General features: G+C 51.4%; 27 protein-coding genes. 15 read left to right on the forward strand and 12 right to left on the reverse strand.

Annotated elements, in window-relative coordinates:
- Window positions 1-131: 131 nt before the first annotated feature.
- From ACYVGR_RS29720 to ACYVGR_RS29735, 4 genes are all read left to right on the forward strand, one after another.
- The gene (locus tag ACYVGR_RS29720; RefSeq protein ID WP_460963789.1) at window positions 132-992 is read left to right on the forward strand and encodes a YeiH family protein; all 861 of its coding nucleotides are present in this window, start codon (window positions 132-134) and stop codon (window positions 990-992) included.
- A gap of 116 nt (window positions 993-1,108) precedes the next feature.
- Window positions 1,109-2,362: a sulfite oxidase gene (locus ACYVGR_RS29725; protein ID WP_012931363.1), complete on the forward strand. Its 1,254-nt coding sequence runs from the start codon at window positions 1,109-1,111 to the stop codon at window positions 2,360-2,362.
- A 39-nt stretch (window positions 2,363-2,401) separates the two neighbouring features.
- A complete protein-coding gene (locus ACYVGR_RS29730) occupies window positions 2,402-2,953 on the forward strand; it encodes a hypothetical protein (protein ID WP_012931362.1) in 552 nt (183 codons plus the stop codon).
- A gap of 201 nt (window positions 2,954-3,154) precedes the next feature.
- Window positions 3,155-3,673, forward strand: coding sequence for a hypothetical protein (locus ACYVGR_RS29735; RefSeq protein WP_012931361.1), 519 nt, complete (start codon window positions 3,155-3,157; stop codon window positions 3,671-3,673).
- A gap of 413 nt (window positions 3,674-4,086) precedes the next feature.
- On the opposite strand, the gene ACYVGR_RS29740 is transcribed toward ACYVGR_RS29735, so the two are convergent.
- The gene (locus tag ACYVGR_RS29740; RefSeq protein WP_460963619.1) at window positions 4,087-4,251 is read right to left on the reverse strand and encodes a hypothetical protein; all 165 of its coding nucleotides are present in this window, start codon (window positions 4,249-4,251) and stop codon (window positions 4,087-4,089) included.
- 170 nt (window positions 4,252-4,421) lie between these two features.
- Between ACYVGR_RS29740 and ACYVGR_RS29745 the strand changes: the two genes are divergently transcribed.
- Window positions 4,422-4,619 carry a hypothetical protein gene (locus ACYVGR_RS29745; protein ID WP_460963620.1) on the forward strand — a complete coding sequence of 66 codons (198 nt, stop codon included), beginning with the start codon at window positions 4,422-4,424 and terminating at the stop codon, window positions 4,617-4,619.
- Window positions 4,620-4,657: 38 nt separating this feature from the next.
- On the opposite strand, the gene ACYVGR_RS29750 is transcribed toward ACYVGR_RS29745, so the two are convergent.
- From ACYVGR_RS29750 to ACYVGR_RS29780, 7 genes are all read right to left on the reverse strand, one after another.
- Entirely contained in the window at window positions 4,658-5,119 is a 462-nt protein-coding gene (locus ACYVGR_RS29750; protein ID WP_425291218.1) for a DUF6691 family protein, read from the reverse strand.
- A gap of 55 nt (window positions 5,120-5,174) precedes the next feature.
- Window positions 5,175-5,750 (reverse strand): YeeE/YedE family protein, encoded by a 576-nt coding sequence (locus tag ACYVGR_RS29755; RefSeq protein WP_460963621.1) that lies wholly within the window; start codon window positions 5,748-5,750, stop codon window positions 5,175-5,177.
- A 15-nt stretch (window positions 5,751-5,765) separates the two neighbouring features.
- The gene (locus tag ACYVGR_RS29760; protein ID WP_012931357.1) at window positions 5,766-6,389 is read right to left on the reverse strand and encodes a class I SAM-dependent methyltransferase; all 624 of its coding nucleotides are present in this window, start codon (window positions 6,387-6,389) and stop codon (window positions 5,766-5,768) included.
- Window positions 6,390-6,401: 12 nt separating this feature from the next.
- Window positions 6,402-7,814, reverse strand: coding sequence for an MBL fold metallo-hydrolase (locus ACYVGR_RS29765; protein WP_460963622.1), 1,413 nt, complete (start codon window positions 7,812-7,814; stop codon window positions 6,402-6,404).
- A gap of 98 nt (window positions 7,815-7,912) precedes the next feature.
- Window positions 7,913-8,716, reverse strand: a complete 804-nt coding sequence (locus ACYVGR_RS29770; RefSeq protein ID WP_460963623.1) for a sulfite exporter TauE/SafE family protein — start codon at window positions 8,714-8,716, stop codon at window positions 7,913-7,915.
- Window positions 8,717-8,794: 78 nt separating this feature from the next.
- Window positions 8,795-9,430, reverse strand: a complete 636-nt coding sequence (locus ACYVGR_RS29775; protein ID WP_012931354.1) for a Crp/Fnr family transcriptional regulator — start codon at window positions 9,428-9,430, stop codon at window positions 8,795-8,797.
- A gap of 152 nt (window positions 9,431-9,582) precedes the next feature.
- Complete coding sequence (locus ACYVGR_RS29780; RefSeq protein ID WP_106139129.1) at window positions 9,583-9,849, reverse strand: methyltransferase family protein; 267 nt, start codon at window positions 9,847-9,849, stop codon at window positions 9,583-9,585.
- 142 nt (window positions 9,850-9,991) lie between these two features.
- Here ACYVGR_RS29780 and ACYVGR_RS29785 point away from each other — a divergent pair, with 142 nt between their 5' ends.
- Window positions 9,992-13,075 carry a Tn3 family transposase gene (locus tag ACYVGR_RS29785; protein ID WP_012931353.1) on the forward strand — a complete coding sequence of 1,028 codons (3,084 nt, stop codon included), beginning with the start codon at window positions 9,992-9,994 and terminating at the stop codon, window positions 13,073-13,075.
- Here the strand turns inward: ACYVGR_RS29785 and ACYVGR_RS29790 are convergent.
- Window positions 12,976-13,962 (reverse strand): IS3 family transposase, encoded by a 987-nt coding sequence (locus ACYVGR_RS29790; RefSeq protein WP_460963790.1) that lies wholly within the window; start codon window positions 13,960-13,962, stop codon window positions 12,976-12,978. The two genes, ACYVGR_RS29785 and ACYVGR_RS29790, sit on opposite strands and share 100 nt — an antisense overlap.
- Entirely contained in the window at window positions 13,890-14,195 is a 306-nt protein-coding gene (locus tag ACYVGR_RS29795; RefSeq protein WP_460963624.1) for a transposase, read from the reverse strand. Before ACYVGR_RS29795 ends, ACYVGR_RS29790 begins: the two co-directional genes overlap by 73 nt.
- A gap of 106 nt (window positions 14,196-14,301) precedes the next feature.
- Here ACYVGR_RS29795 and ACYVGR_RS29800 point away from each other — a divergent pair, with 106 nt between their 5' ends.
- The gene (locus ACYVGR_RS29800; protein WP_460963791.1) at window positions 14,302-14,556 is read left to right on the forward strand and encodes a DUF4326 domain-containing protein; all 255 of its coding nucleotides are present in this window, start codon (window positions 14,302-14,304) and stop codon (window positions 14,554-14,556) included.
- 23 nt (window positions 14,557-14,579) lie between these two features.
- Here the strand turns inward: ACYVGR_RS29800 and ACYVGR_RS29805 are convergent, their stop codons facing one another.
- A complete protein-coding gene (locus ACYVGR_RS29805; RefSeq protein WP_460963625.1) occupies window positions 14,580-14,774 on the reverse strand; it encodes a hypothetical protein in 195 nt (64 codons plus the stop codon).
- 9 nt (window positions 14,775-14,783) lie between these two features.
- Window positions 14,784-15,197, reverse strand: a complete 414-nt coding sequence (locus tag ACYVGR_RS29810; protein ID WP_460963626.1) for a hypothetical protein — start codon at window positions 15,195-15,197, stop codon at window positions 14,784-14,786.
- A gap of 362 nt (window positions 15,198-15,559) precedes the next feature.
- On the opposite strand from ACYVGR_RS29810, the gene ACYVGR_RS29815 reads away from it, so the two are divergent.
- From ACYVGR_RS29815 to ACYVGR_RS29850, 8 genes are all read left to right on the forward strand, one after another.
- The gene (locus tag ACYVGR_RS29815; protein ID WP_460963627.1) at window positions 15,560-15,946 is read left to right on the forward strand and encodes a LytTR family transcriptional regulator DNA-binding domain-containing protein; all 387 of its coding nucleotides are present in this window, start codon (window positions 15,560-15,562) and stop codon (window positions 15,944-15,946) included.
- Between the two features lie 29 nt (window positions 15,947-15,975).
- On the forward strand, window positions 15,976-17,178 hold the full coding sequence (locus tag ACYVGR_RS29820) for a phosphoadenosine phosphosulfate reductase domain-containing protein (RefSeq protein ID WP_460963628.1): 1,203 nt from the start codon (window positions 15,976-15,978) through the stop codon (window positions 17,176-17,178).
- A 197-nt stretch (window positions 17,179-17,375) separates the two neighbouring features.
- Entirely contained in the window at window positions 17,376-17,630 is a 255-nt protein-coding gene (locus ACYVGR_RS29825; RefSeq protein WP_460963629.1) for a hypothetical protein, read from the forward strand.
- An 8-nt stretch (window positions 17,631-17,638) separates the two neighbouring features.
- The gene (locus ACYVGR_RS29830; RefSeq protein WP_460963630.1) at window positions 17,639-18,178 is read left to right on the forward strand and encodes a hypothetical protein; all 540 of its coding nucleotides are present in this window, start codon (window positions 17,639-17,641) and stop codon (window positions 18,176-18,178) included.
- 186 nt (window positions 18,179-18,364) lie between these two features.
- A complete protein-coding gene (locus ACYVGR_RS29835) occupies window positions 18,365-18,748 on the forward strand; it encodes a hypothetical protein (RefSeq protein ID WP_460963631.1) in 384 nt (127 codons plus the stop codon).
- A 79-nt stretch (window positions 18,749-18,827) separates the two neighbouring features.
- Complete coding sequence (locus tag ACYVGR_RS29840; protein WP_460963632.1) at window positions 18,828-18,950, forward strand: hypothetical protein; 123 nt, start codon at window positions 18,828-18,830, stop codon at window positions 18,948-18,950.
- Window positions 18,951-19,080: 130 nt separating this feature from the next.
- Window positions 19,081-19,602: a prtrc system protein e gene (locus ACYVGR_RS29845; RefSeq protein WP_460963633.1), complete on the forward strand. Its 522-nt coding sequence runs from the start codon at window positions 19,081-19,083 to the stop codon at window positions 19,600-19,602.
- 9 nt (window positions 19,603-19,611) lie between these two features.
- The gene (locus ACYVGR_RS29850; protein ID WP_100990059.1) at window positions 19,612-19,833 is read left to right on the forward strand and encodes a PRTRC system protein C; all 222 of its coding nucleotides are present in this window, start codon (window positions 19,612-19,614) and stop codon (window positions 19,831-19,833) included.
- The last annotated feature ends 25 nt before the right edge of the window (window positions 19,834-19,858 follow it).

Raw genomic sequence — 19,858 nt, forward strand, 5'->3', positions numbered from 1 at the left:
ACGCAACCGCCGAACGCCCCGCTACCCAACTGCACCTCTGGAAACAACGGGCGCAACACCTGCTCGACCACCGCTTTACTACCCGCCAACTGGTGTTTATCGGGGCCGTTATCCTCTGCCTGACGCCGATCATGTCGCCCCCGCTGGCCCTGTTGCTGGGGCTGATAATCGCCCAGTTCATCGGTCATCCATATCTGCACCTGAACCATAAAGCAACCCACTGGCTCTTGCAGGCATCGGTGGTGGGGCTGGGCTTCGGCATGAACGTCCACAGCGCGGTGCAGGCGGGTAAAGAAGGCGTGTTGTTTACCGTCGCATCCATCGCCGGTACGCTGACAGTCGGGATTCTGCTGGGCAAATGGCTCAAGATCGATAAGATTACCGCTCACCTGATTGCCGCCGGTACGGCCATCTGCGGGGGCAGCGCCATTGCGGCCCTGTCGCCGGTGATGAAGGCTGAAGAAAAGCAGCTCTCCGTCGCACTGGGTACCATTTTTATCCTCAACTCGGTGGCTCTGCTGGTCTTTCCGGCCATCGGGCAGTGGCTGCACCTGACCCAGAATCAGTTCGGGCTGTGGTGTGCGCTGGCCATTCACGATACCAGCTCGGTCGTGGGCGCAGCAGCCAAATTCGGCCCGGAAGCCTTGCAGGTCGCTACCACCGTCAAGCTGGCGCGAGCCTTGTGGATCATCCCCGTTGCGCTGGGTACGGCGGCTCTGTTCAAGACCGGCAAGGGCACCATCACCATGCCCTACTTCATCGGCCTGTTTATCCTGGCGATGATCGTCCACACCTACGTACCCGCCATTCAGCCGGTAGCCGACGTGCTGGTCAGACTGGCGCATATTGGTCTGACGCTGACGCTGTTTCTGATCGGAGCGGGGCTGTCGGGCAAGGTAATCCGGGCGGTGGGCTGGCAGCCGCTGGCGCAGGGCGTGGTGCTCTGGATGCTCATCTCGGCCGCGTCCCTCTGGGCGATTCTGACGTTTTAGTATAGAGACGCAAGAGGAGAGATGAAAGACCTGACGACCGGCCATTATCTTTCTTCCTGCGTCTTTCCTCGTTCAACTTCTCTCGTAAATTGCATCACCCTTTTACTCTAGTTCGTATGAAAACCAATCAATCCGACGCGTCGCTTTTTAACCGGCGGGGCTTTCTCAAGACCTCCTCGCTGGCCACACTGACGAGCCTGCTGGGTATCCCCATCGCCTTTGCCGACCGGCTACCCAAACACTACCTACCGCTGGTTTTCCGGCTGGACGACCCTACCAACCCGATGGCCACCAAAAACAAAAATATGGTGGTGCTCAACGACAAGCCTTGGAACGTCGAAACACCCGCTTACCTGCTCGACGACGACGTAACGCCCGCCGATAAGATGTTTATCCGCAACAACGGGCAGATTCCGGCTAGCATCGACCTGGCGGGCTGGAAGCTGACCATCAACGGCGAATCGGTCAAAGCACCCAAAACCTATACGCTCGCCGAGCTGAAAGCTAAATTCAAGCCCTACACCTACCAACTGGTGGTCGAGTGCGGGGGTAACGGCCGGGCGGGGTACTTCCCCAAAACGGCGGGCAACCAGTGGACCGAAGGGGGCGTTAGCTGCGCCGAGTGGACGGGTGTCCGGCTGAAAGACATTCTGGCCGACGTCGGCATCACCGACACGGCGGTATACATCGGCTACTACGGGCAGGACCTGCACCTGAGTGGCGACCCCAATCAGCCGGTCATCTCGCGGGGCGTCCCCATCGCCAAAGCCCTGGAAGACGAAACGCTGGTAGCCTGGGCCATGAACGGGCAGGACATTCCGCTGGTGCACGGCTACCCGCTGCGGCTGGTAATTGGCGGCTGGCCCGCGTCGGTGTCGGGCAAGTGGCTGCACACGATTGCCATCCGCAACAAGGTGCACGACGGGGCCAAGATGACGGGCAAAAGCTACCGCGTCCCCATCCATCCGGTGGTACCGGGTGTCGATCCGCCGGATAGTGATTTCAAGATTATCGAGTCGATGCCCGTCAAATCGGTAATTACCTTCCCGCAGACGGGACTGGAAACGCCGATGGGCAAACCCCTCGCCTTGCGCGGCCACGCCTGGGCGGGCGACCGTGTCGTGAAAGAACTTTACGTCTCGATTGACTTTGGCGAAACCTGGCAGAAGGCTGATTTGAAGGCCCCGAAAAACCGGCTGGCCTGGCAGCAATGGAGCGCCGAGGTGAACTTCCCGATACAGGGCTACTACGAAGTGTGGGCGCGGGCCACCGACGACAAGGGCGTATCGCAGCCGATGGTGATGCCGCAGTGGAACCCCGAAGGCTACCTCAACAACGCCTGCCACCGGATTGCGGTGAAGGTGGTTTAGAAAAGGAGAAAGGACGAGAGGGACAAACGGAAAAATACTATGAAACAGAAAGACATGTATAAAGAAACCGGGAATACCCGGCGGACGGCGAAGTTCCGCTGGCTACTGGCCAGTCTGTGCGTGTGGTTGCTCTGTGCCTGGATAGCCCAGCAGCCGGTTCCGGCGAAGAAAGCCCCGGCCAAAGCGCACACGGCGGCTCCGGTCCGCCGAACCACGACGACAAAAAAGCCCGTTAAAGCCAAAGCAGCCGCTGTGGTAGCCACCGAAACGGCCCCGATGGACGCGACGGCCCTTAATGCGCAGGGCGTGGTGGTCGATGAAGCAACGGGGCTAGCCCTGGGCGAGAACATGATTCTGGTGAAAGGCCAATGCACCGTCTGCCACAGCAGCAAGCTGATTCTGCAAAGTCATTTCGACCGCGAGAAGTGGGTCGAGCGGATTCGGTGGATGCAGCGCACCCAGAAACTCTGGGACCTGGGCGAGACAGAAAAGCCGATTCTGGATTATCTGGTCAAGAATTACGGTCCTATCAAAACGCCCTTCGACGGGCGTAGACTCCCGCTTGAGACGCCTAAGTGGCATACCCGGTAGGTTATCCTACTTGATTGTAGCCAGAAAAATCGTGCGTTGTCAGTGCGCCTAAGGTTGTTGACAACGTACGATTTTTGTCCAATCGATCTAGTTAACTGTCTTTTTTTAAAAACCGAATCAACGCGTTACGGCCTGGCGACTTATCTTTTGCCGGGAGTTCCGTAACCGTGCGTCTCACCTATTAGTATAAATACTTAAACAATGACCACTCCTGAGTTTGATCGGAATCGGTTCGATCAACGCTACAGACCAGCCCGAATCAACGTACTGTTTGTGGCCGAAGCCCCCGGCACGACCGAAAAGCATTTTTATTTGGGCAACACCAATCTATACCGAACTGTCTATGCTGCCTTTAAGGACGTGTTTGGGCCCTTTGCATCAACGGAAGCCTTTCTTTACTTTTTTGCCTCCTTGGGCTGCTACCTGGATCATCTTAGTTGGCAACCCATCGATACATCCAGTAAACGCCAACGGCAGCATGATCGTCACCTAGCGATAGACTCCCTGAGTCAACGGCTGCGTAGTTACCAGCCCGCCAGTTTGCTTCTGCTGATGAAGGCGATAGAAAAACCCGTCCAGCAGGCGATCAATCAGTCAGGCGTTACATCCATTCGGCACCAAAGAACGACGGCTTACCCGGCGGGCAGCGAAGTTAATCGGCAAGTCTGTCTGCGCGACATCAAATTTGCCATAACACATTGGCTGGATGATACGGATTAAGGACTGGATTACATGGTTACAAGTGTTTTGTTGGCAGCTGTCGCCCGCTGCTTTACCACAGTGGTATCTGGTTTCGTCTCAAAAAATTTATTTATTATTGAAAAATTAGGGGTTGGATTTAAACTAATTGGACACTGACCGTCTGCCGCGGCACACCTGCTCGGCTATACCCAATGATTGTAATCAGTATAAAGACTCACTAACTCTAAGGCATTTTTTAGCTCATTTAATTGACAACTTGAAGATTTCAGCGAAACTGACCACCCCGCGGGGCCGCCCAATTTCAAAAATGACGGACCGCGCCACGGCGGCTATTTATTTCACGTTAAACTGACCGTGGTGCTGTCAAGCGTGACCCGGTCTGGCGTGACCCGGTCTGGCGTGACCCGGTCTGGCGTGACCCGGTCAAAATGCTACGGAATCCACCGCACGGCCTGTACGCCGGAGCGGGACCATTGCTCTATGCCTCTGAAATCTCCAACTTGAGTTGAACCCAGGTATTTTCGACGCAGGAAGTCGCCGATAAACTCCACCCGCAGGCAATTCCGGTGCGGGTTATTGAGGAAGGAACCCTTCAACTCGGTCCGTTTACCCTACAAGCGATTTCGGTTCCTCATGAGCCCGTTTTGGTCGATCACTTACCTAAGATGTTTGCCTTTGTCATTGACAATCAGGTGCTCAATCCCGCGGACTCGTTCTCCCCTATTTTGCTGACTAATAAGGGATCAAGTTGCTGGTGCTGCCCGTCATGGCTCCGTTTCTGACCGAGCTCGTGGTGGCCGATTTTGCCAAACAGATGCAACCCAAACAGATCCTGCCCGTTCACGATGGGTATGCCAAATCGTTCTTTCTTAAGCAACGGTATGAAACATACGGGCCTTACGTTGAGAAATTAGGTATTCAGTTTCATTACATGACCGAACCAGGACAGGCCGTTATACTATAAATCGTGAAAACCGCCGTGTGGAAACGTAAACGACCCTATTACTGCGGCAGTTTCTCCCGGAAGTAGCCATACAGCCACGTACCTCCTATAGCACTCAGCAGTGTAACCGCCACAAGGCCATACCCACTGCCAATCTGAGCGAATAAGGGGCCTGGACATGCACCGGTAATGGCCCAACCCAAGCCAAAAATAAGCCCGCCATAGATCTGGCCTTTGTAAAAAACCTTAGGCGCAATATGAACCGGCTCGCCAGTCATCGTTTTGATACCGAAGCGCTTAATGAGTTGTACGGATAAGAGCCCTACCACAACGGCACTGCCGATAACCCCGTACATGTGAAACGAATCAAGCCGAAACATTTCCTGAATCCGGAACCAGGAAATGATTTCAGCTTTGACGAAGACAACGCCAAACAGCAGACCGACAATCAGGTACTTTAGATTGGCAAGCCCCGTTTCGGGTTTAGTTTTTGCCCCGGGCGCTTCGTGGAGAGATCCCAGGACAGTCGATGAACGCGGCTTTAGGGGAAAGGATTGATTCAAGGGGAAGGATGGTTTAGTTGACCCAGGCGAAAATAAACGGCAGTAAGAGGTGCGTCATCACAAAGCCGCCCACCATAAAACAAATTGTCGCCACCAATGATGGCCATTGCAGGTTGGAGAGGCCCATGATGGCATGCCCCGATGTACAACCTCCGGCCCACCGGGTTCCGAAGCCCACCATCAACCCCCCAATAACGCTGAAGAACAACCCTTTGAGCGTAAACAGATTCGACAGGGCGAATAGGTCGGCGGGCATCAGTCCCGAAAAATCCCGAATCCCCAGAGCCTGTAAAGCCACTACGGTCCGAGGTGCTAGGCGCATCGAATCAGGGTTGGCCAAAAAGCGGGTGGCTATAAAGCCACCCAGTAGCACACCCGCCACAAAAAATAAATTCCAGGCTTCTTTCTTCCAGTCATAGTGAAAAAAGGAAATGTTAGCGGGCAGGCAGGCCGCGCAGATGTGCCGAAGCGACGACGAGATACCGAATGACTTATTGCCCATCAGTAGCAGCGTGGGAACGGTAAGGCCGATGAGCGGCCCCGCTACGTACCAGGGCCAGGGTTGACGGATTATATGCAGAAATTCCATAAGGTACTCGATTGGCTATAAGCTACTTGATAAATTCCGTTTAAAGCGACAAAACAGAAAGTTCTGGGTGGTACCTAATGGGGTTTGGTGATCTTCCGTCACGCAATGAAGCTTCGTAAAGCCCGCCTTTAGTTGCCCTTCCAGCTCCGGTTCAGAGTACTGTTTAACGGCCAGTCCACTGCATCGGTCCGGCCCATTCTCCGAAAAGGTACCCATGGTGATGAATCCGGTAACGGCCTGTCGGGCCGTCTGAAGGTAGGTCGCAATCTGATCCGTCGACGTTAGAAAATGAAACGTGGCCCGGTCGTGCCAAATGGCATAGGTCGACGTTGGCCGGAAGGTCAGCACATCACTCACGATCCAGTTGACCCGGTTTGCCTGCTGGCCGATTCGTTGTTGCGCTCTGGTCAGGGCGTGGGCCGAAATGTCAAGTACGGTAATCTGCTCGTAACCGTCAGCGAGTAGACAGTCAACCAGGGTACTATCGCCCCCCCCAATGTCGATGATGGGGGCTGTTTTGGGTAGCTGGCAACGGCGAATGAATTCCAGCGATGTCTGGGGAATAGCCTGCGTCCAGCTTACCTGGTCGGGTTGTTTGGTCCGGTAAACGGTTTCCCAGTGTTGATGATTTTCAGTCATGATAGTGATAAATTACTGCTGGGTAGCGGGACAAACGAAATTAGTCGTGTTGAAACGCCCGGTTTGCTGCATAGCGGCAAACCCACCGGCAATGTCGATCAGGTTATCGAAGCCACGGGCCTTCAGAATCGACAGGGCCATCATGGAGCGGTATCCGCCTGCGCAGTGCACATAGACCGACCCTTCTTTTTTTATTTCCGCCATCCTGTCATTCAACGTATCAAGGGGTAGATTAATCGCCCCATCGATGTGCTCAGCGGCAAACTCGCCCGGCTTACGTACATCCACGAGGGTAAGCTCATCCAGCGCTAACCGAGTGGCCACTTCATCGGCTGAAAGAGACGGAATATAGTCAACCTCATGACCGGCATTGATCCAGGCGTTTAGTCCGCCATCCAGGTAGCCAATAACCTGATCGTAACCCACCCGGGCCAATCGAACCAGCGATTCAGCCGCTTTGCCCGCTTCTGTAATGAGCAAAATTGGCTGTCTCACGTCTGGGATGAGTGCGCCTACCCAGGGAGCAAACTGCCCATTCAGGCCAATATTAATGGCGTTGGGCACAAACCCGGTAGCGAAGAGCTGTGCGTCGCGGGTATCCAGCAAGAGCGCACCGGTCTGGTTGGCGGCCGCTTCAAAGGCCTGTGGGCTAAGTGGCTGCGCGCCCCGTTTCAACACACGGTCAATCTGTTCGTAGCCTTCCCGGTTCATGCGGACGTTTTCAGGAAAATAAGGGGGCGGTTTGGCTAGTCCGTCGGTTACTTCCTGAATAAATTCCAGCCGGCTCATGTCGGCTCGGAGCGCATAATTGACCCGTTTCTGATTGCCCAGCGTATCGCTGGTTTCTTTACTCATGCTTTTGCCACAAGCGGAGCCCGCTCCGTGAGCCGGATAAATCACTACGTTGTCCGGTAAGGGCATAATCTGAGTTCTAAGCGAATCGAAGAGCATGCCGGCTAAATCCGGCGTGGTCAATGCAGATCCCTGTGCCAGGTCGGGTCGCCCAACATCGCCAATAAACAAGGTATCGCCACTAAAAAGCGCGATGGGCAGCCGGGCCGCATCCAGGAGCAGATAACAGCTCGATTCAATCGTATGACCCGGTGTATGCAGTACTTGAATCGTTAGCGCACCCAGTGGAAATTCTTCTCCGGCGCGGGCACTATAGGATTCAAAGCCAGTCTGTGCGTTGGGGCCATAGATGATTGGTGCGCCTGCCTGCCGGGCTAAGTCAAGATGACCCGACACAAAATCAGCGTGCAGGTGCGTCTCAAATACATACTTAATCGTCGCCCCATCGCTATGAGCTTTCTCCAGGTACGAAGCCACCTCCCGTAAGGGATCAATGACAGCGGCTTCCCCGTTGCTTTCGATATAGTAGGTTCCCTGCGATAAGCAACCGGTATAAATCTGCTCAATTTTCATAAAACGATTGGATTAACATACGGACTGAATAGTGAATCAAAACTAGGAAGTGGATCTCCGGGGTTCTGTGATACTTGTCACACAGCCCTCAAAATCATCTAAAAAAGCAACTCTTTTGTCAGGATGAATACGCCCATGCCCAGCACAAACCAGCCAAAGGCTTTCCGCAAGTGCTGCCCGGCGATATAGCGGGCCAACTGACTGCCCAGAAAAATACCGCCCACGGAAAGTGCCGTAAATACGCTCAGAAAGCCCCAATCGATTACCTGGTCGGCTGGACTGCTGGTAAACCCAACGAGTGAATTGAATGCGATAATCAGCAGCGAACTACCAATGGCTGTTTTCATGGGCAACCGGGCAAAGAGCACCAGCGTCGGGATAATCAGGAATCCCCCACCCGCCCCAACGATACCGGTCACCAGGCCAACCAGCCCTCCCTCCAGGGCAATGACGGGAAAATTAGTTCCCTTATCCTCCCGCTCAGTTACGGAGACGGCTTTGTTCTCCCGAATCATTGAATAGGCTGCGGCCAGCATAATCAGCGCAAACAGAACCATCAGCGCGACTGGTTTCGTCAGCACAAATCCGGCCCAAAGCGGAAGTTGAGCGGGAATATGAGGCAGCATAAACTGACGGGCCAGGATGACCGTAACCAGGGAAGGGAGTGCAAAGGCAACAGCCGCCGAGTAATTAATTAGCCCCTGTTTCATGTAATTGATTGACCCTACCAGGGAGGTTGTGCCAACAATGAACAGGGAATAAGCCGTTGACAGGATGGGATTAATGTGGAGCAGGTATACCAGAACGGGCAAAGTCAGTATACTGCCACCACCCCCTAGTAAGCCCAGGCTAATACCGATCAGAATGGATGAAGAGAAACCAGCGACTTGCAGAGTGGTCATAAACGCTACTTTTTTAACGAAAGTAGCGGGCCTTCTTTTAGGCTTCCGTGACAAATGTTACAGGAACCCCGAATTCTCCTAGAGTATGGCAATTTTATGGCGCATCAATTTTATATGGGCTGCTTTCTCCAGCTGTTTCAGCAAGCGGGAAATCACTTCCCGTGACGTAGCCAGTTCCTGGGCGATTTCCTGATGGGTGATTGAAATGACGGTACACTGGCAGCTTTGGGTCTTTTTACGCAGATAAGCCAGTAGCCGTTCGTCGAGTTTATGAAACGCTACCTGATCGATTGTCCCTAGCAGATCGTTAAATCGCTTCTGGTACGTATGAAATATAAACTGTTTCCAGGTTGAATAGCGGCACATCCACTCATCGACTTTTTCCATGGGAATGGCAATCAGCTCGGTTTCTTCTTCGACCAGGGCCGTGATCTCACTTTTCTTTTGGCCCAGACAGCCGGTAAGCGACATGGCGCAGGAATCTAAACCGCCCAGATAATACAGAAGGGCTTCCCGACCCAGCTCATCCGGTCGCATGATCTTGACCGAACCGCGAATAATAATGGGTACGGACCGAATGTATTCGCCGGGTCGAATTAAATAAGCACCCGTGGGCACCCGCTTATAGAGTCCTGCCTGCGCCATGTCAGTCAGTAACGCGAGTTCGAACGTACCAGCAAACGTTTCCTGCAAATAAGTGGTCGTCAATGTCATCGAATAGTCCTTATATTAATAGGCTGATAGTGTAACAGTCAACATAACCGGCAAGTTGCTTACTCAGAAAACTTGAGTCAATAGCCTTGGCAGGTATTTAGAATTAAGCATGTTGAATCATCTGTCGATCAACGTATCAAACGAAGTACGTTCTAACCAGTTTTTGACCAGTGTGGCACGAGCATGGGAACCCGTCGGCGATAGTGCCTGTAGAGTTCACCGAATTCCTCGATGAGTTTCCGCTCCTCGAAATAAATTCCAATGCGTATGTAAAGGCTGGCGGCCAAAAGGAAAATAAGGTTGGCCCAGGTGGGTTGATATACAAGAACGCCAAACAGCGCCAGAATCATCCCCAGATACAAAGGATGTCGTACATAGCGTAGAATACCATGTTCGCGAAATCCACCTTTAATATCCATTTATTTTGATGTCACTCAGTCGTAGTACGCAGTTGCAGATAGAATGATTCCTATTGGCTACTCAGTGGGTCTATGCGTTGCTCAGTTATTCCTAATCATTTATTTTCCCCATGAGCAGTGCTTACTTTCAATCGTCTGTTGAATGCCACGTCGAGCCTTTATCTCTGCTGAAGAGCGAATTCGATTTGATTCCCCGCCTGTATTAACTCAACAGCACCGAACCATCTTGCTGGATTTGCCAACCTGGGCTACGACCTATATGGGGCAAATCCAATCCTCAACCAATAAAATCGGCTTTTTGCTACAACTTGGCTACTTCCGAATCACTAACCGCTTCTTCGTGGCCGATCGATTTGAGCCTGACATCATCAATTGGCTCTGTGCAAGAACGCAGCTTGATCCCAACCAAATCGATTTAACTAAATATACCCGCAGCCGGACAGCCTTCCGCCACCGAGAAACCATTTTAGCTCATTTAGGCTATCAGGCTTTTGATCGGACCCACGAGCAGGAATTACTGGTAGAAGCCCAGCGATTGGCCCACCTCCAAACCCGCCCTGCTCTAGTGTTGGATGCCCTGACGGGTTATTTGCAGGAACGCCGGATTGAAATACCCCCCTATAATACGTTGCGGCTTATCCTAATTGAAGCGCTGCAATCCTTTCAAGCGAATCTGGAGCAAATTATTGACCGCTACCTCCAGGAAAACGACAGCCAATTATTGGATACGCTGTTGGGGCGGCAGAGCAGCCCAGCCGGTTCAGCTACTCAGTTATTTCCGTATCGACTGACTCACTTCAAACGAATCAGTCAGTCGATGCAGCCAGGTCAAATTAAACAGCGGGTCGAGCTATTCCGGGAATTAAAACTACTCTTTTCTCAGCTGGCTCCCTTGATTGTCCGATTAAATTTATCGGATGATGCCATCCGCTATTATGCGCAATACGTATTAGACACCCAGTCCAAACAGACTGTTCAACGCACCAGCGAACGGTACTTACGACTGATTGCATTTATTATTCATCAGTACTTAAGTGTGGGTGACGCATTAGTGCTCACCCTGCGACAGGCGGTAACCAACATTCTCAATGAATGTGAACAAACCCTCAAGGATGAGCAGTTCGAAAGCCGATACGCCAACGCCCAGTTGGTTCACCGGGTCACCCGGCGGAGCGACATCCATATTCAGGCGCTAGTTCAGATCGAAGAAATCGTTGATTTGCCGGGCCTGGAGGCTGCCCAGAAGATTGACCAGATTCGGGACTTATTTCAACGTCATCGCCTGTCGGGTAACGATTTGCAAACCGATAAAGAGCGATTGATCGATCTGAAAACGGTCAATCAGTCCATTCATGACCGGGATGACTTCTATGACGCTTTGGAAAGAGCGTCGCTGAAGCTTCAGACTCGTGTGGCAGGAGTGGTCCAAGCCTTAGTTTTCGATGAGCAAAGCTCACCCCCCGCCCTGGTAGCCGCCCTTCGCCTGTTTCAAGCCACTAAAGGTGAACTCACTCAAAGTAATAACCTTCCTCTCGACTTTCTGGATATGGCGGACCGGCAACGCATCTTCACCCTAACCGGTAAATTGCGGGTATCACTCTACAAAGCGCTGTTGTTTTGGAAGATCCGTGATCATTTACGGGATGGCAGTCTAAATGTGTTGTCCTCCTATGAACATCGTGCTTTTGATGAATACCTGATACCCCGTCGCCAGTGGCAGATCCATCGTCAGGCGTATTTACAAAAAGCTAATCTACTTCGCTATGTAAAAGCCGAACCAACGTTAGCCAAGATCAATGAGCGACTCAACGCCCAGTTTAGGCTGACCAACCAGCACCTCAACACCAACGCCCAGGTTTATTTCGACAAGGCCGGGGATTGGCATTTACATCGTTACCGGGGGCGAGAATCAGAACAACCATCTCCTCAAACCAATCTCTATCCAACCAGCCGGGTCATCTCGTTGCGGGATGTGCTATTGGACGTGGATGAGTTAACGGACTTCCTGTCCGCCTTTGAACACCAGGGTTTCGCTCACAAACCGTCTCGACCCGACAATAGCCTGCTGTTAGCCGCCCTGATTGGTTATGGGGAGAATATTGGCATTCGCAAAATGGCCATGATTTCCAAAAACATTCCGATCAACAGTCTGGAAACCGTGGCAACTCACTACTTTTCGCCCGAAAGCGTCTTAAAGGCCAACGATCTGATTCTAACCAAAAGCAACGAATTACCCCTGACCGAACAGTTTCGGCGCCGGGCAAACTTTATTCAAACCGGCTCGGATGGTCAGAAATATGACGTATCAATTCCCCTCTTACGGGCTTCAGCCTCTTACAAGTATTTTGGCAATGGTCAGGGCATTACGATTTACTCCCATCTGGATGAAGCCGGTCAGTTAATTTATTCGACGGCGTTTAGTGCCGCTGATCGGGAAGCCCCGTACATGCTGGACGCCATTACGTATAATGAAGTGATTACACCTGACGCCCACGCCACCGACCAGCACGGCTTTTCGGAACCTATCTTCGGGGTTACCGGCCTGATTGGCGTGGAGTTTCGTCCTCGCTTTGCCTCGATCCATCGACAGCGGCTTTACAGCCTTGATGCCGTATCAATTTATAAAGAGCAGGGGTGTCGGATTGGGCCAGATGCGCGTATCGATTATGAGCATGTTGTCAGTCAATGGGATGAGATTCTGCGTTTGGTGGCCACGATCAAACTAGGCTACGCTAAAGCATCACAGCTTTTTAAGCGGCTTAATTCGTACGACCGACAGCATCCACTTTACCGGGCATTACGGGATTTAGGGCGTTTGTTCAAGACGGAATACATTCTGCGTTATATCAGCGAACCCCAGTTGAGGGAAACCGTTGAGGGAATTCTAACCCGCGTGGAACATGCGAATCGGTTTGCCAAAGCGGTCAATCTGGGCAATAATGGCGAGCTTGGCTGGGCTACGTATCAGGAACAATTAATTGCTGAGGGCTGTAAGCGTTTAATCATGAACGCCATCAATTACTGGAATCTCTTGTACTTAAGTGAACAGCTCAAACGTTGTGCGAATTCGGCGGAACGTAAGGTTTTATTGGAAGCCATTCTGCAAACTAACACCCACACCTGGCATCATGTCAATCTGCAAGGCGAGTATGATTTTAGCGACGATAGCCCCCTATCGACTATCTTTAAATTGCATGAGATACTCAGTGCCAGAACAGTAAAATAGATTCGTAAAATGAACGTGACGAATTTGCTCCCTTTTTTTAGATTTACCCTGTATTCAAAAACAGCCTGTTTAGCTATGGCTTGCGTTTCAAAATCCTGCTGATAGACTAACTCCGACTTGAGGCTCTTGAAAAAGCTTTCGGCCACCGCATTGTCCCAACAGTTACCTTTCCCACTCATGCTTTGTACAACCAGTGGGTGTTTTTTCAGCAGTTTTGTAAACGCATGACAAGCATACTGCACTCCTCGATCTGAGTGAAAGATTAAGGCCCGCTCGATAGGCCGGTTTTTAAGGGCCATCTGCCAAGCTGGAATGGTCGTTTCAGACGCCTTCATTGACTTACTCAAAGCCCAGCCAATCACTTTCCGATCATACAAATCCATAATCATAGTCAGGTAGAGCCACCCTTCACCCGTACGAATATAAGTCAGATCCGAAACCCAGGCCTGGCCCGGTTTTACCGGATTGAATTGGCGGTTCAAATGGTTTTCGGCTACTGGGTAAGTGTGCTTTGAATCCGTCGTGGTGACCACATACTTCTTCTGAATGACACTTTTCAGATTAGCCTGCTTCATGAGTCTGGCCACTCGGGGACGGGATACGTTTACGCCCTGAGCCTTTAGATCCTGAGTGATTTTTGGACTACCATACCGCCCTTTACTGGCGGTGAATAAGCTGCTGATTACTTGAGTGATAGCTTCATTTTCACTTGCCCATTTTGTGGGTCGTTGGACTAGCCAATAATAATAGCTACTACGGCTCACCAGTAAGACTTTACACATCGTCTCAACGGGAAACTCACGTTGGTGAGCTTTTATAAATCCGAATATTTCCCGTCGCTCCTGGAGAAGATGCCGACCGCCTTTTTTAAGATATCGCGTTCTAATTCGGCCTGTTTAAGCTCTCTTTTCAGGCGCACTATTTCTTGTTGCTCTTGGCTCACCTGGGCCCGGCTAACGGCTGGGGTGCCAGAAATCACCACTCGCTCTCTGCGCCATCGGGTTAGGATTTGTGGGGTTATGCCTAACTCTTCAGCGGTTGCTTTCAAAGATCCTTTTGCCTCTGAAAGCTCCACGGCCATCTTTTTGAATTCTTCGTCGTACTGTCTCCTTGTTTTCATGGTCCACTAAGTTAGATCGTCCTTAACTTAATGTCCAGTCAAATGTAGCAGCACCACTAAAGCAGGAATCGTTGACCCGGAACAAATTCGCCAACTAGCCCAGCAACTGGTCGTTGACCGGTTCGCTCAGCTCCTGGCTGATCCCTATGGTATACCGAGCGATGAGTCTTTTGTTAGCGAAGCCATTCGCCAGCGGTTTGTTTGGATGCGTGGTAACCTGGGATTACTGAAAGGAAAAAATTTAGCCTGCTTTTGCGCCCTTTTATCAAAGGAAGGGAAGCCTAACCCCTGTCATGCTGATACACTTCTGCTTTATTCGAATGATGAAAGTTTACCTCACCTTGGACTTAAATTGGAATGATGCCGTGTCGATTAATGTGTGAACTAGCTAAGCCAAGGGCCTTCGTCAGTGGACAGGATATGCCGGCGCATTTGGTAGTAAATGCGTTGCCGACGAGTAAAGGAATGACTTAACAGGTCGATACCTTGCTGACTGGCCATCCGGCTGCGATCCAGTCGGCGTAAGGGGAGATTTCCCTGGCCATACAAGGCGATAACTTCACCTGACTCATCAACCAAATCTTCCCACTAGAAGGTGGCGTAAAATTCGCTTTCGGTTAGGCCATCGATCCACCGCTGCACCTGCTCATGCGAAACCCCACTTCGGTGATTCAACTGCCGGATCACATCCTGATCAACCTGAAGCCGATGTTGTTGACGGCATACCTGCTGGTGCAACTGCACACGACGCTGCTGCTCACGGCGTAACCTACTCAGTAAAATTAAGGCCAGCACCGTAAGGACTGACACCAGTGCGATAAGACCAATGCAGCAGAAGAAAAGAGTCATGAGCGTAAAATCTGATCCATACAGATCGCTAAAGGCGATTGACTGATTAAAATAAAGGATAAAAGTTGACTTGTAAAAAAGACGGCGTAAACGCCGGTATAACAGGGGAAAGGGCGGCCCCGACGATACGCGCAGCAAGTACGTTTTGGTCATTGCTCACCCTGGAGAGCTGTATCTTTAGGAAAGAAGAAACAGTGAACTGTCCCCGGATGCTATGGCCAAGCAAAAAGAAAATCCCTTTAGATGTGAAGTTCGCATCAAGGGTCAAACCGAACCATTCGCTACGTTCAAATTCCAGTCAGACGCCAGACATTTCGTGGAATGGTCAAGAGAAGTGTACAGGAATAATACCGAACTCTGGCAGGATGGAGAACTGATTCTTGAATTCAAAAAGCCAAGTTGATTGGCGGACTTTAGAGAGAGCCGTCAGACAAGCTTACTAAGGGACGCCTTGCCCCTAAGCGCTCTTTAGTCGTGGGGTGGCTCGTTAACCTGTTTATTAATTCTTCCCCGTCATGAATCATCGACCCTTCTCATTGGCTCGACAGGTATGTTATTTGTCAGGCGAACAGAATTATACCTGGACCCATCTTTTATCGGGATACCGGGATCTTCGACGGGGCCCGCTTGCCCTAGTGGCTCAGTATTATCCCAGCTTTCTGCGGATTCATAAACAATACGTTATCAATCCGGAATACCTGCTTCAGATACACCAGCAAACCCGCTCTCAGAAACGGCCTTTGTTTGAAGTTGAGTTAGTGGGTGGTGTGCGTTTACCCATTGCCCAAAGCCGGGTATACACGCTGTTACCCGTGTTACAAAGTATGCTGCAACGCAATCAATCCCAGACCTCCGGTAGGTCATGCCGGACAGCAAAGAAGGTAAACCAAATCCTTATATGAGCCAGCTTTCTCTTTTTGCTTCACCTGAAATGTCCGTCCTTTCAACGGACGAGGGTTTTGGCCTGGCCATTGATGACGAAGTCAATCGCCTACTTGCTCAGCAGGCCCCGGTTGCCATTGGCATTAGTGGCGGAAAAGATTCATCGGCCTGTGCCTGGGCAGTAATGGCTTACCTGAACCGGATCGGTCACCGGGGGCCGCGCGTCCTGGTTCATGCAGACCTGGGACAGATTGAATGGGAGGACTCCGCCCGTATTTGTCAACGGGTGGCCCATCAGCTAGGCATTCCGTTAATTACCGTACAACGCCGGCAGGGAGGCATGATCGAGCGTTGGCAACAACGTTGGCAGTCTAATGTGGAACGCTATAAAAACCTCTCCTGCGTGTCGCTAATCCTGCCCTGGTCGACCCCATCAATGCGGTTCTGCACGAGCGAGTTGAAAACAGCCATTATCTGCCAGCGACTAACCGAACTGTTTCCCAATCAGGTAATCATTTCGGTAACCGGCGTTCGCCGGGCCGAAAGCAAGGACCGGCAGCGTACTCCCGTCCAGCAGCCCCAGCCGGCCCTGTTGCGTAAGAAAAAGAATACAAGCGGTATTTCCTGGAATCCCCTGGTTGACTGGACGCTGGCTCAGGTTTGGGACGCGCACAAGGTAGGGAATTTGCCCATTCACCAAGCCTATCGACACTTCGGTTGCAGCCGGGTTTCGTGTACCTTTTGCATTATGTCTAGTCAGTCCGATTTACGCGGGGCGCTTAAGGCCCTCCACAATCACGCAGCGTACCGTCAGCTGATCGATCTTGAAAATGCATCGGGTTTCTCCTTTCAGGGTTCTACCTGGCTGGCAAGCCTGGCACCAGAGCTTCTATCAGCTGAACAGCAAATGGGCCACCAACAAGCCAGGTATCGAGCGCAGGAGAGGACCGCCTTACAACAAAGGCTGCCGAAACGAATCCGCTTTACCAAAGGCTGGCCAACCGAGATGATCGGACTGGACGATGCAAAGGTACTGGCTGTGGTGCGACAGCACATCGCGCAGCTGTATGGATGGGCCGACATGCCCTACACGACTGAGGAATCTATTCAACTGCGGTACGCAGAATTATTACGTCAGAAATCGCTTCGAAAAACGAAAAAGCCAGTGGCTGTGGACTTGGGTCAGGCCAGACGTAGCCGGAGCAGGCGACAAAAAAAAGACACGGGCAAAAAACCTGAACGATGTCCGTGAAAATAGCCTAAGACTGGGACGTCTTTGGGAACCGGAAAAGGGTAAAACGCTCCACAGTCGTCATTAACGAACCTATTCGCCCTGCCTGTATCACTTCACCTCCTCATCCAGGATAACGGGGAAAAAAAGGCAACACAGCTTTGCAAGCCGTATCAACTAGCGACCATACCCAGGGCTGACGGGCGTATCTTTAGTACATGGAAAACGCCTCAACTGCTCCCTGCCTTCGCCAGATTCAGGTGCCGCCCGTCCGCAAAAGCAAGCGGCCCCCAACCCTCCATATTCGCCGGATCAAACTGGCCGGGGGGCGTTTAGAGTACCGTATTCCCATCGAGGTGGACCGGACTTCGTACGCGCAACTTTGGTGCGATAAACGCGATCGTAAAGCCACTGAGCAGCGGCTGATCGACCAACACGCCGATAAGCGGGTGAAATTTTATAGCTTAAAATAAACGCCGCCATGGCAAGTAGGCAACTGGACCTCTTTAGTTCTCCTGCAGACGTCGCTCTACAACCGCTGCGCGTTACGCCCTTGCCGGATGTGGGCAGTCTGATCGAACGCATTGGCAGTGATGAGGACTGGCAGGAGCGGACGCTAAGTGAGGTGCTGGAACTGTGGCCATGTCTGTATGATGAATACGTCCATACACTGCTGGAGCCCCGAAAGCAGGCAGAAGAATGGTTCAAGCAAAATGGGACCCATTATGCGACCGCCAGCCCAGCCATCCGCCTGCATTACCGGCTCGAGCATGCCGCCCTGACGGACGCAAAAAACCTGTTTCATTCCATCCTGTATGGGTTGTATAGCCAGCGGATGGAAACGTTGTTTGGGCAGGCTAAACAACGGTTAATCAGTAAAGGCCTGACCGGGGCAGCCCTGGAGGGGTGTGAAGAATTTTTCAACGATGTATTTCAACGGCCCGATTACCCGGATTTGGGTAAACGACTTCCTCAGCTAATGGACGATTTAGCGGTTGAGTACGCCAGATTAGTTACCTGATAAGGCTACGTATATAGGTAGGCGTTCGCTAATAAAAGAGTCACTTCACCTTTTTTATTACGCCTAGGGCCAGGCCATAACAGGGGAGAAGGCGCGCTTATGTTGCCCTACAGTTTGGGTCCTAAGCCAGTCTATTTCCGTATCGAACGCTATTTTTAAGTCGTAAACCAGCAAACGTCTACTGATATGGAAAATGGTCATAACGGTCAGCTACCCAAACACACGCTCCCCAAATACCAGATTTTAGGCTACCCGCAATCAGACGTGCAGTTTCAAATCGACCTTAAAGCCAAGACGCTTTTTCTAATTGATTTGGATCAGGGAGGGCGTAGCTTAACCAATGATATGAATAACGCCCTGTGCCGGTTGATTCACTACCAACGGGTAGAAGGCCAGCCGGTGAAGCTCAATGAGTTTACAATATTTTATTCTGACTCTACCGGAACGGTGGATGGTGTGCGTGTTTCGTTTGGCTTAATGGGTAGCCTGTCACATTCGTTTTACTCGGTTTCTATTTACGACCTGACCCGGAACGGAGGTTCCCGGAACGGCGGTTCTGGGCTGGAATAGGCCCTACGGGACGACAATTTTCTGATCGATCCGGCGCATCCGGATTTTTCAGCCCTAACCACCGAAGCGCCTTCCTTCGATGGTCGTATACCGATCGCAGCGCACACAGCGGGCGAGTCGGCTATCTCTACTTTACTTCACCTACTCATCTGTGTTGACTGCGCTGGGGTCGACTCCTGAACCCAGGCAGGCTAACCTGTAATAAGCTAAACATAACAGGGAAAAGGGCTTTCCCCATCCCTATAACCAATACTCGTTACCCCACCCCATACCCGGCTGAATGGCTATCTTTAGACCAGTAAACAACACACAATTCATTTCCTGAAAAGCGTATGGAGTTTTTTCAAAAAGTCCACCAGCTTGGCTTACAGGGCGATTTAAGAATCGTCTGTCAAACCGTAGGTGAAAAACTCATTGTTAGCGTTCTGCTGACCAACGAGCAATGCGGAGATAAGGCCCAACAGCTAATAAAGCCCTTGTTGTTCAATGGACTTCCAGAAGCCATTGATGAAGCTTTTTTCAGAAAGATTACAGAGCCGTATCAGCAGACTTCCCAATTGCTGGTCAGTATGGAGGACCATCTCAAAAGTGTTGCGCTGGCCAGTGAGCAGTCGGCAATGGCAAAAGCGGTTGAAAACAAACAGAGAAAAGAAGCTGAGGAACAGAAAAAAACCTATGATGGCCTCATGGTCAAAGTGGCTGAACTGGAAGAAGCCGGAAAATACCGCGAAGCGTGTGCAAAACTGCCCGACCTGACCCTATTCCCCAACCAACAGGAAGCCATCACCAAAAAGCGGGAAGAATTAGTTCAGAAGTTCAGTGCCCCTACCCTATTTGAATCAATTAATGCATAAACAACTCGTATGAACCTGATCGCCACAACCTATAAACGGGTATTTATTATTCAGGACAAAGGCCAGCCTGTTGAACTGGCTGACCCTGAACGTTCCTTAAGCCCCCAAGCCGTACTGAATTTTTATGCCAACAGTTATCCCCTGTTAACGACTGCAAAAGTAAGTGAGGGGCAAGTCAGAAACGACCGCATCGAGTACCGTTTTGATAGCGTTATGGGTACGAAAGGTTAATCAGTAGCGATCATGGGCAAACCCG

It is taken from the genome of Spirosoma litoris, assembly GCF_054776755.1.

What these genes read in the sequence shown, in the direction of transcription:
- ACYVGR_RS29845 (WP_460963633.1), top strand. Translation starts at nt 19,081, where the DNA reads ATGGAGTTTTTTCAAAAAGTCCACCAGCTTGGCTTACAGGGCGATTTA.
- ACYVGR_RS29785 (WP_012931353.1), top strand. Translation starts at nt 9,992, where the DNA reads ATGCCACGTCGAGCCTTTATCTCTGCTGAAGAGCGAATTCGATTTGAT.
- ACYVGR_RS29810 (WP_460963626.1), bottom strand. Translation starts at nt 15,197, where the DNA reads ATGACCAAAACGTACTTGCTGCGCGTATCGTCGGGGCCGCCCTTTCCC.
- ACYVGR_RS29835 (WP_460963631.1), top strand. Translation starts at nt 18,365, where the DNA reads ATGGAAAATGGTCATAACGGTCAGCTACCCAAACACACGCTCCCCAAA.
- ACYVGR_RS29820 (WP_460963628.1), top strand. Translation starts at nt 15,976, where the DNA reads ATGTCCGTCCTTTCAACGGACGAGGGTTTTGGCCTGGCCATTGATGAC.
- ACYVGR_RS29765 (WP_460963622.1), bottom strand. Translation starts at nt 7,814, where the DNA reads ATGAAAATTGAGCAGATTTATACCGGTTGCTTATCGCAGGGAACCTAC.
- ACYVGR_RS29760 (WP_012931357.1), bottom strand. Translation starts at nt 6,389, where the DNA reads ATGACTGAAAATCATCAACACTGGGAAACCGTTTACCGGACCAAACAA.
- ACYVGR_RS29720 (WP_460963789.1), top strand. Translation starts at nt 132, where the DNA reads ATGTCGCCCCCGCTGGCCCTGTTGCTGGGGCTGATAATCGCCCAGTTC.
- ACYVGR_RS29840 (WP_460963632.1), top strand. Translation starts at nt 18,828, where the DNA reads ATGGTCGTATACCGATCGCAGCGCACACAGCGGGCGAGTCGGCTATCT.
- ACYVGR_RS29795 (WP_460963624.1), bottom strand. Translation starts at nt 14,195, where the DNA reads ATGAAAACAAGGAGACAGTACGACGAAGAATTCAAAAAGATGGCCGTG.
- ACYVGR_RS29825 (WP_460963629.1), top strand. Translation starts at nt 17,376, where the DNA reads ATGGAAAACGCCTCAACTGCTCCCTGCCTTCGCCAGATTCAGGTGCCG.
- ACYVGR_RS29745 (WP_460963620.1), top strand. Translation starts at nt 4,422, where the DNA reads ATGGCTCCGTTTCTGACCGAGCTCGTGGTGGCCGATTTTGCCAAACAG.
- ACYVGR_RS29830 (WP_460963630.1), top strand. Translation starts at nt 17,639, where the DNA reads ATGGCAAGTAGGCAACTGGACCTCTTTAGTTCTCCTGCAGACGTCGCT.
- ACYVGR_RS29815 (WP_460963627.1), top strand. Translation starts at nt 15,560, where the DNA reads ATGAATCATCGACCCTTCTCATTGGCTCGACAGGTATGTTATTTGTCA.
- ACYVGR_RS29735 (WP_012931361.1), top strand. Translation starts at nt 3,155, where the DNA reads ATGACCACTCCTGAGTTTGATCGGAATCGGTTCGATCAACGCTACAGA.
- ACYVGR_RS29755 (WP_460963621.1), bottom strand. Translation starts at nt 5,750, where the DNA reads ATGGAATTTCTGCATATAATCCGTCAACCCTGGCCCTGGTACGTAGCG.
- ACYVGR_RS29780 (WP_106139129.1), bottom strand. Translation starts at nt 9,849, where the DNA reads ATGGATATTAAAGGTGGATTTCGCGAACATGGTATTCTACGCTATGTA.
- ACYVGR_RS29730 (WP_012931362.1), top strand. Translation starts at nt 2,402, where the DNA reads ATGAAACAGAAAGACATGTATAAAGAAACCGGGAATACCCGGCGGACG.
- ACYVGR_RS29725 (WP_012931363.1), top strand. Translation starts at nt 1,109, where the DNA reads ATGAAAACCAATCAATCCGACGCGTCGCTTTTTAACCGGCGGGGCTTT.
- ACYVGR_RS29770 (WP_460963623.1), bottom strand. Translation starts at nt 8,716, where the DNA reads ATGACCACTCTGCAAGTCGCTGGTTTCTCTTCATCCATTCTGATCGGT.
- ACYVGR_RS29850 (WP_100990059.1), top strand. Translation starts at nt 19,612, where the DNA reads ATGAACCTGATCGCCACAACCTATAAACGGGTATTTATTATTCAGGAC.
- ACYVGR_RS29775 (WP_012931354.1), bottom strand. Translation starts at nt 9,430, where the DNA reads ATGACATTGACGACCACTTATTTGCAGGAAACGTTTGCTGGTACGTTC.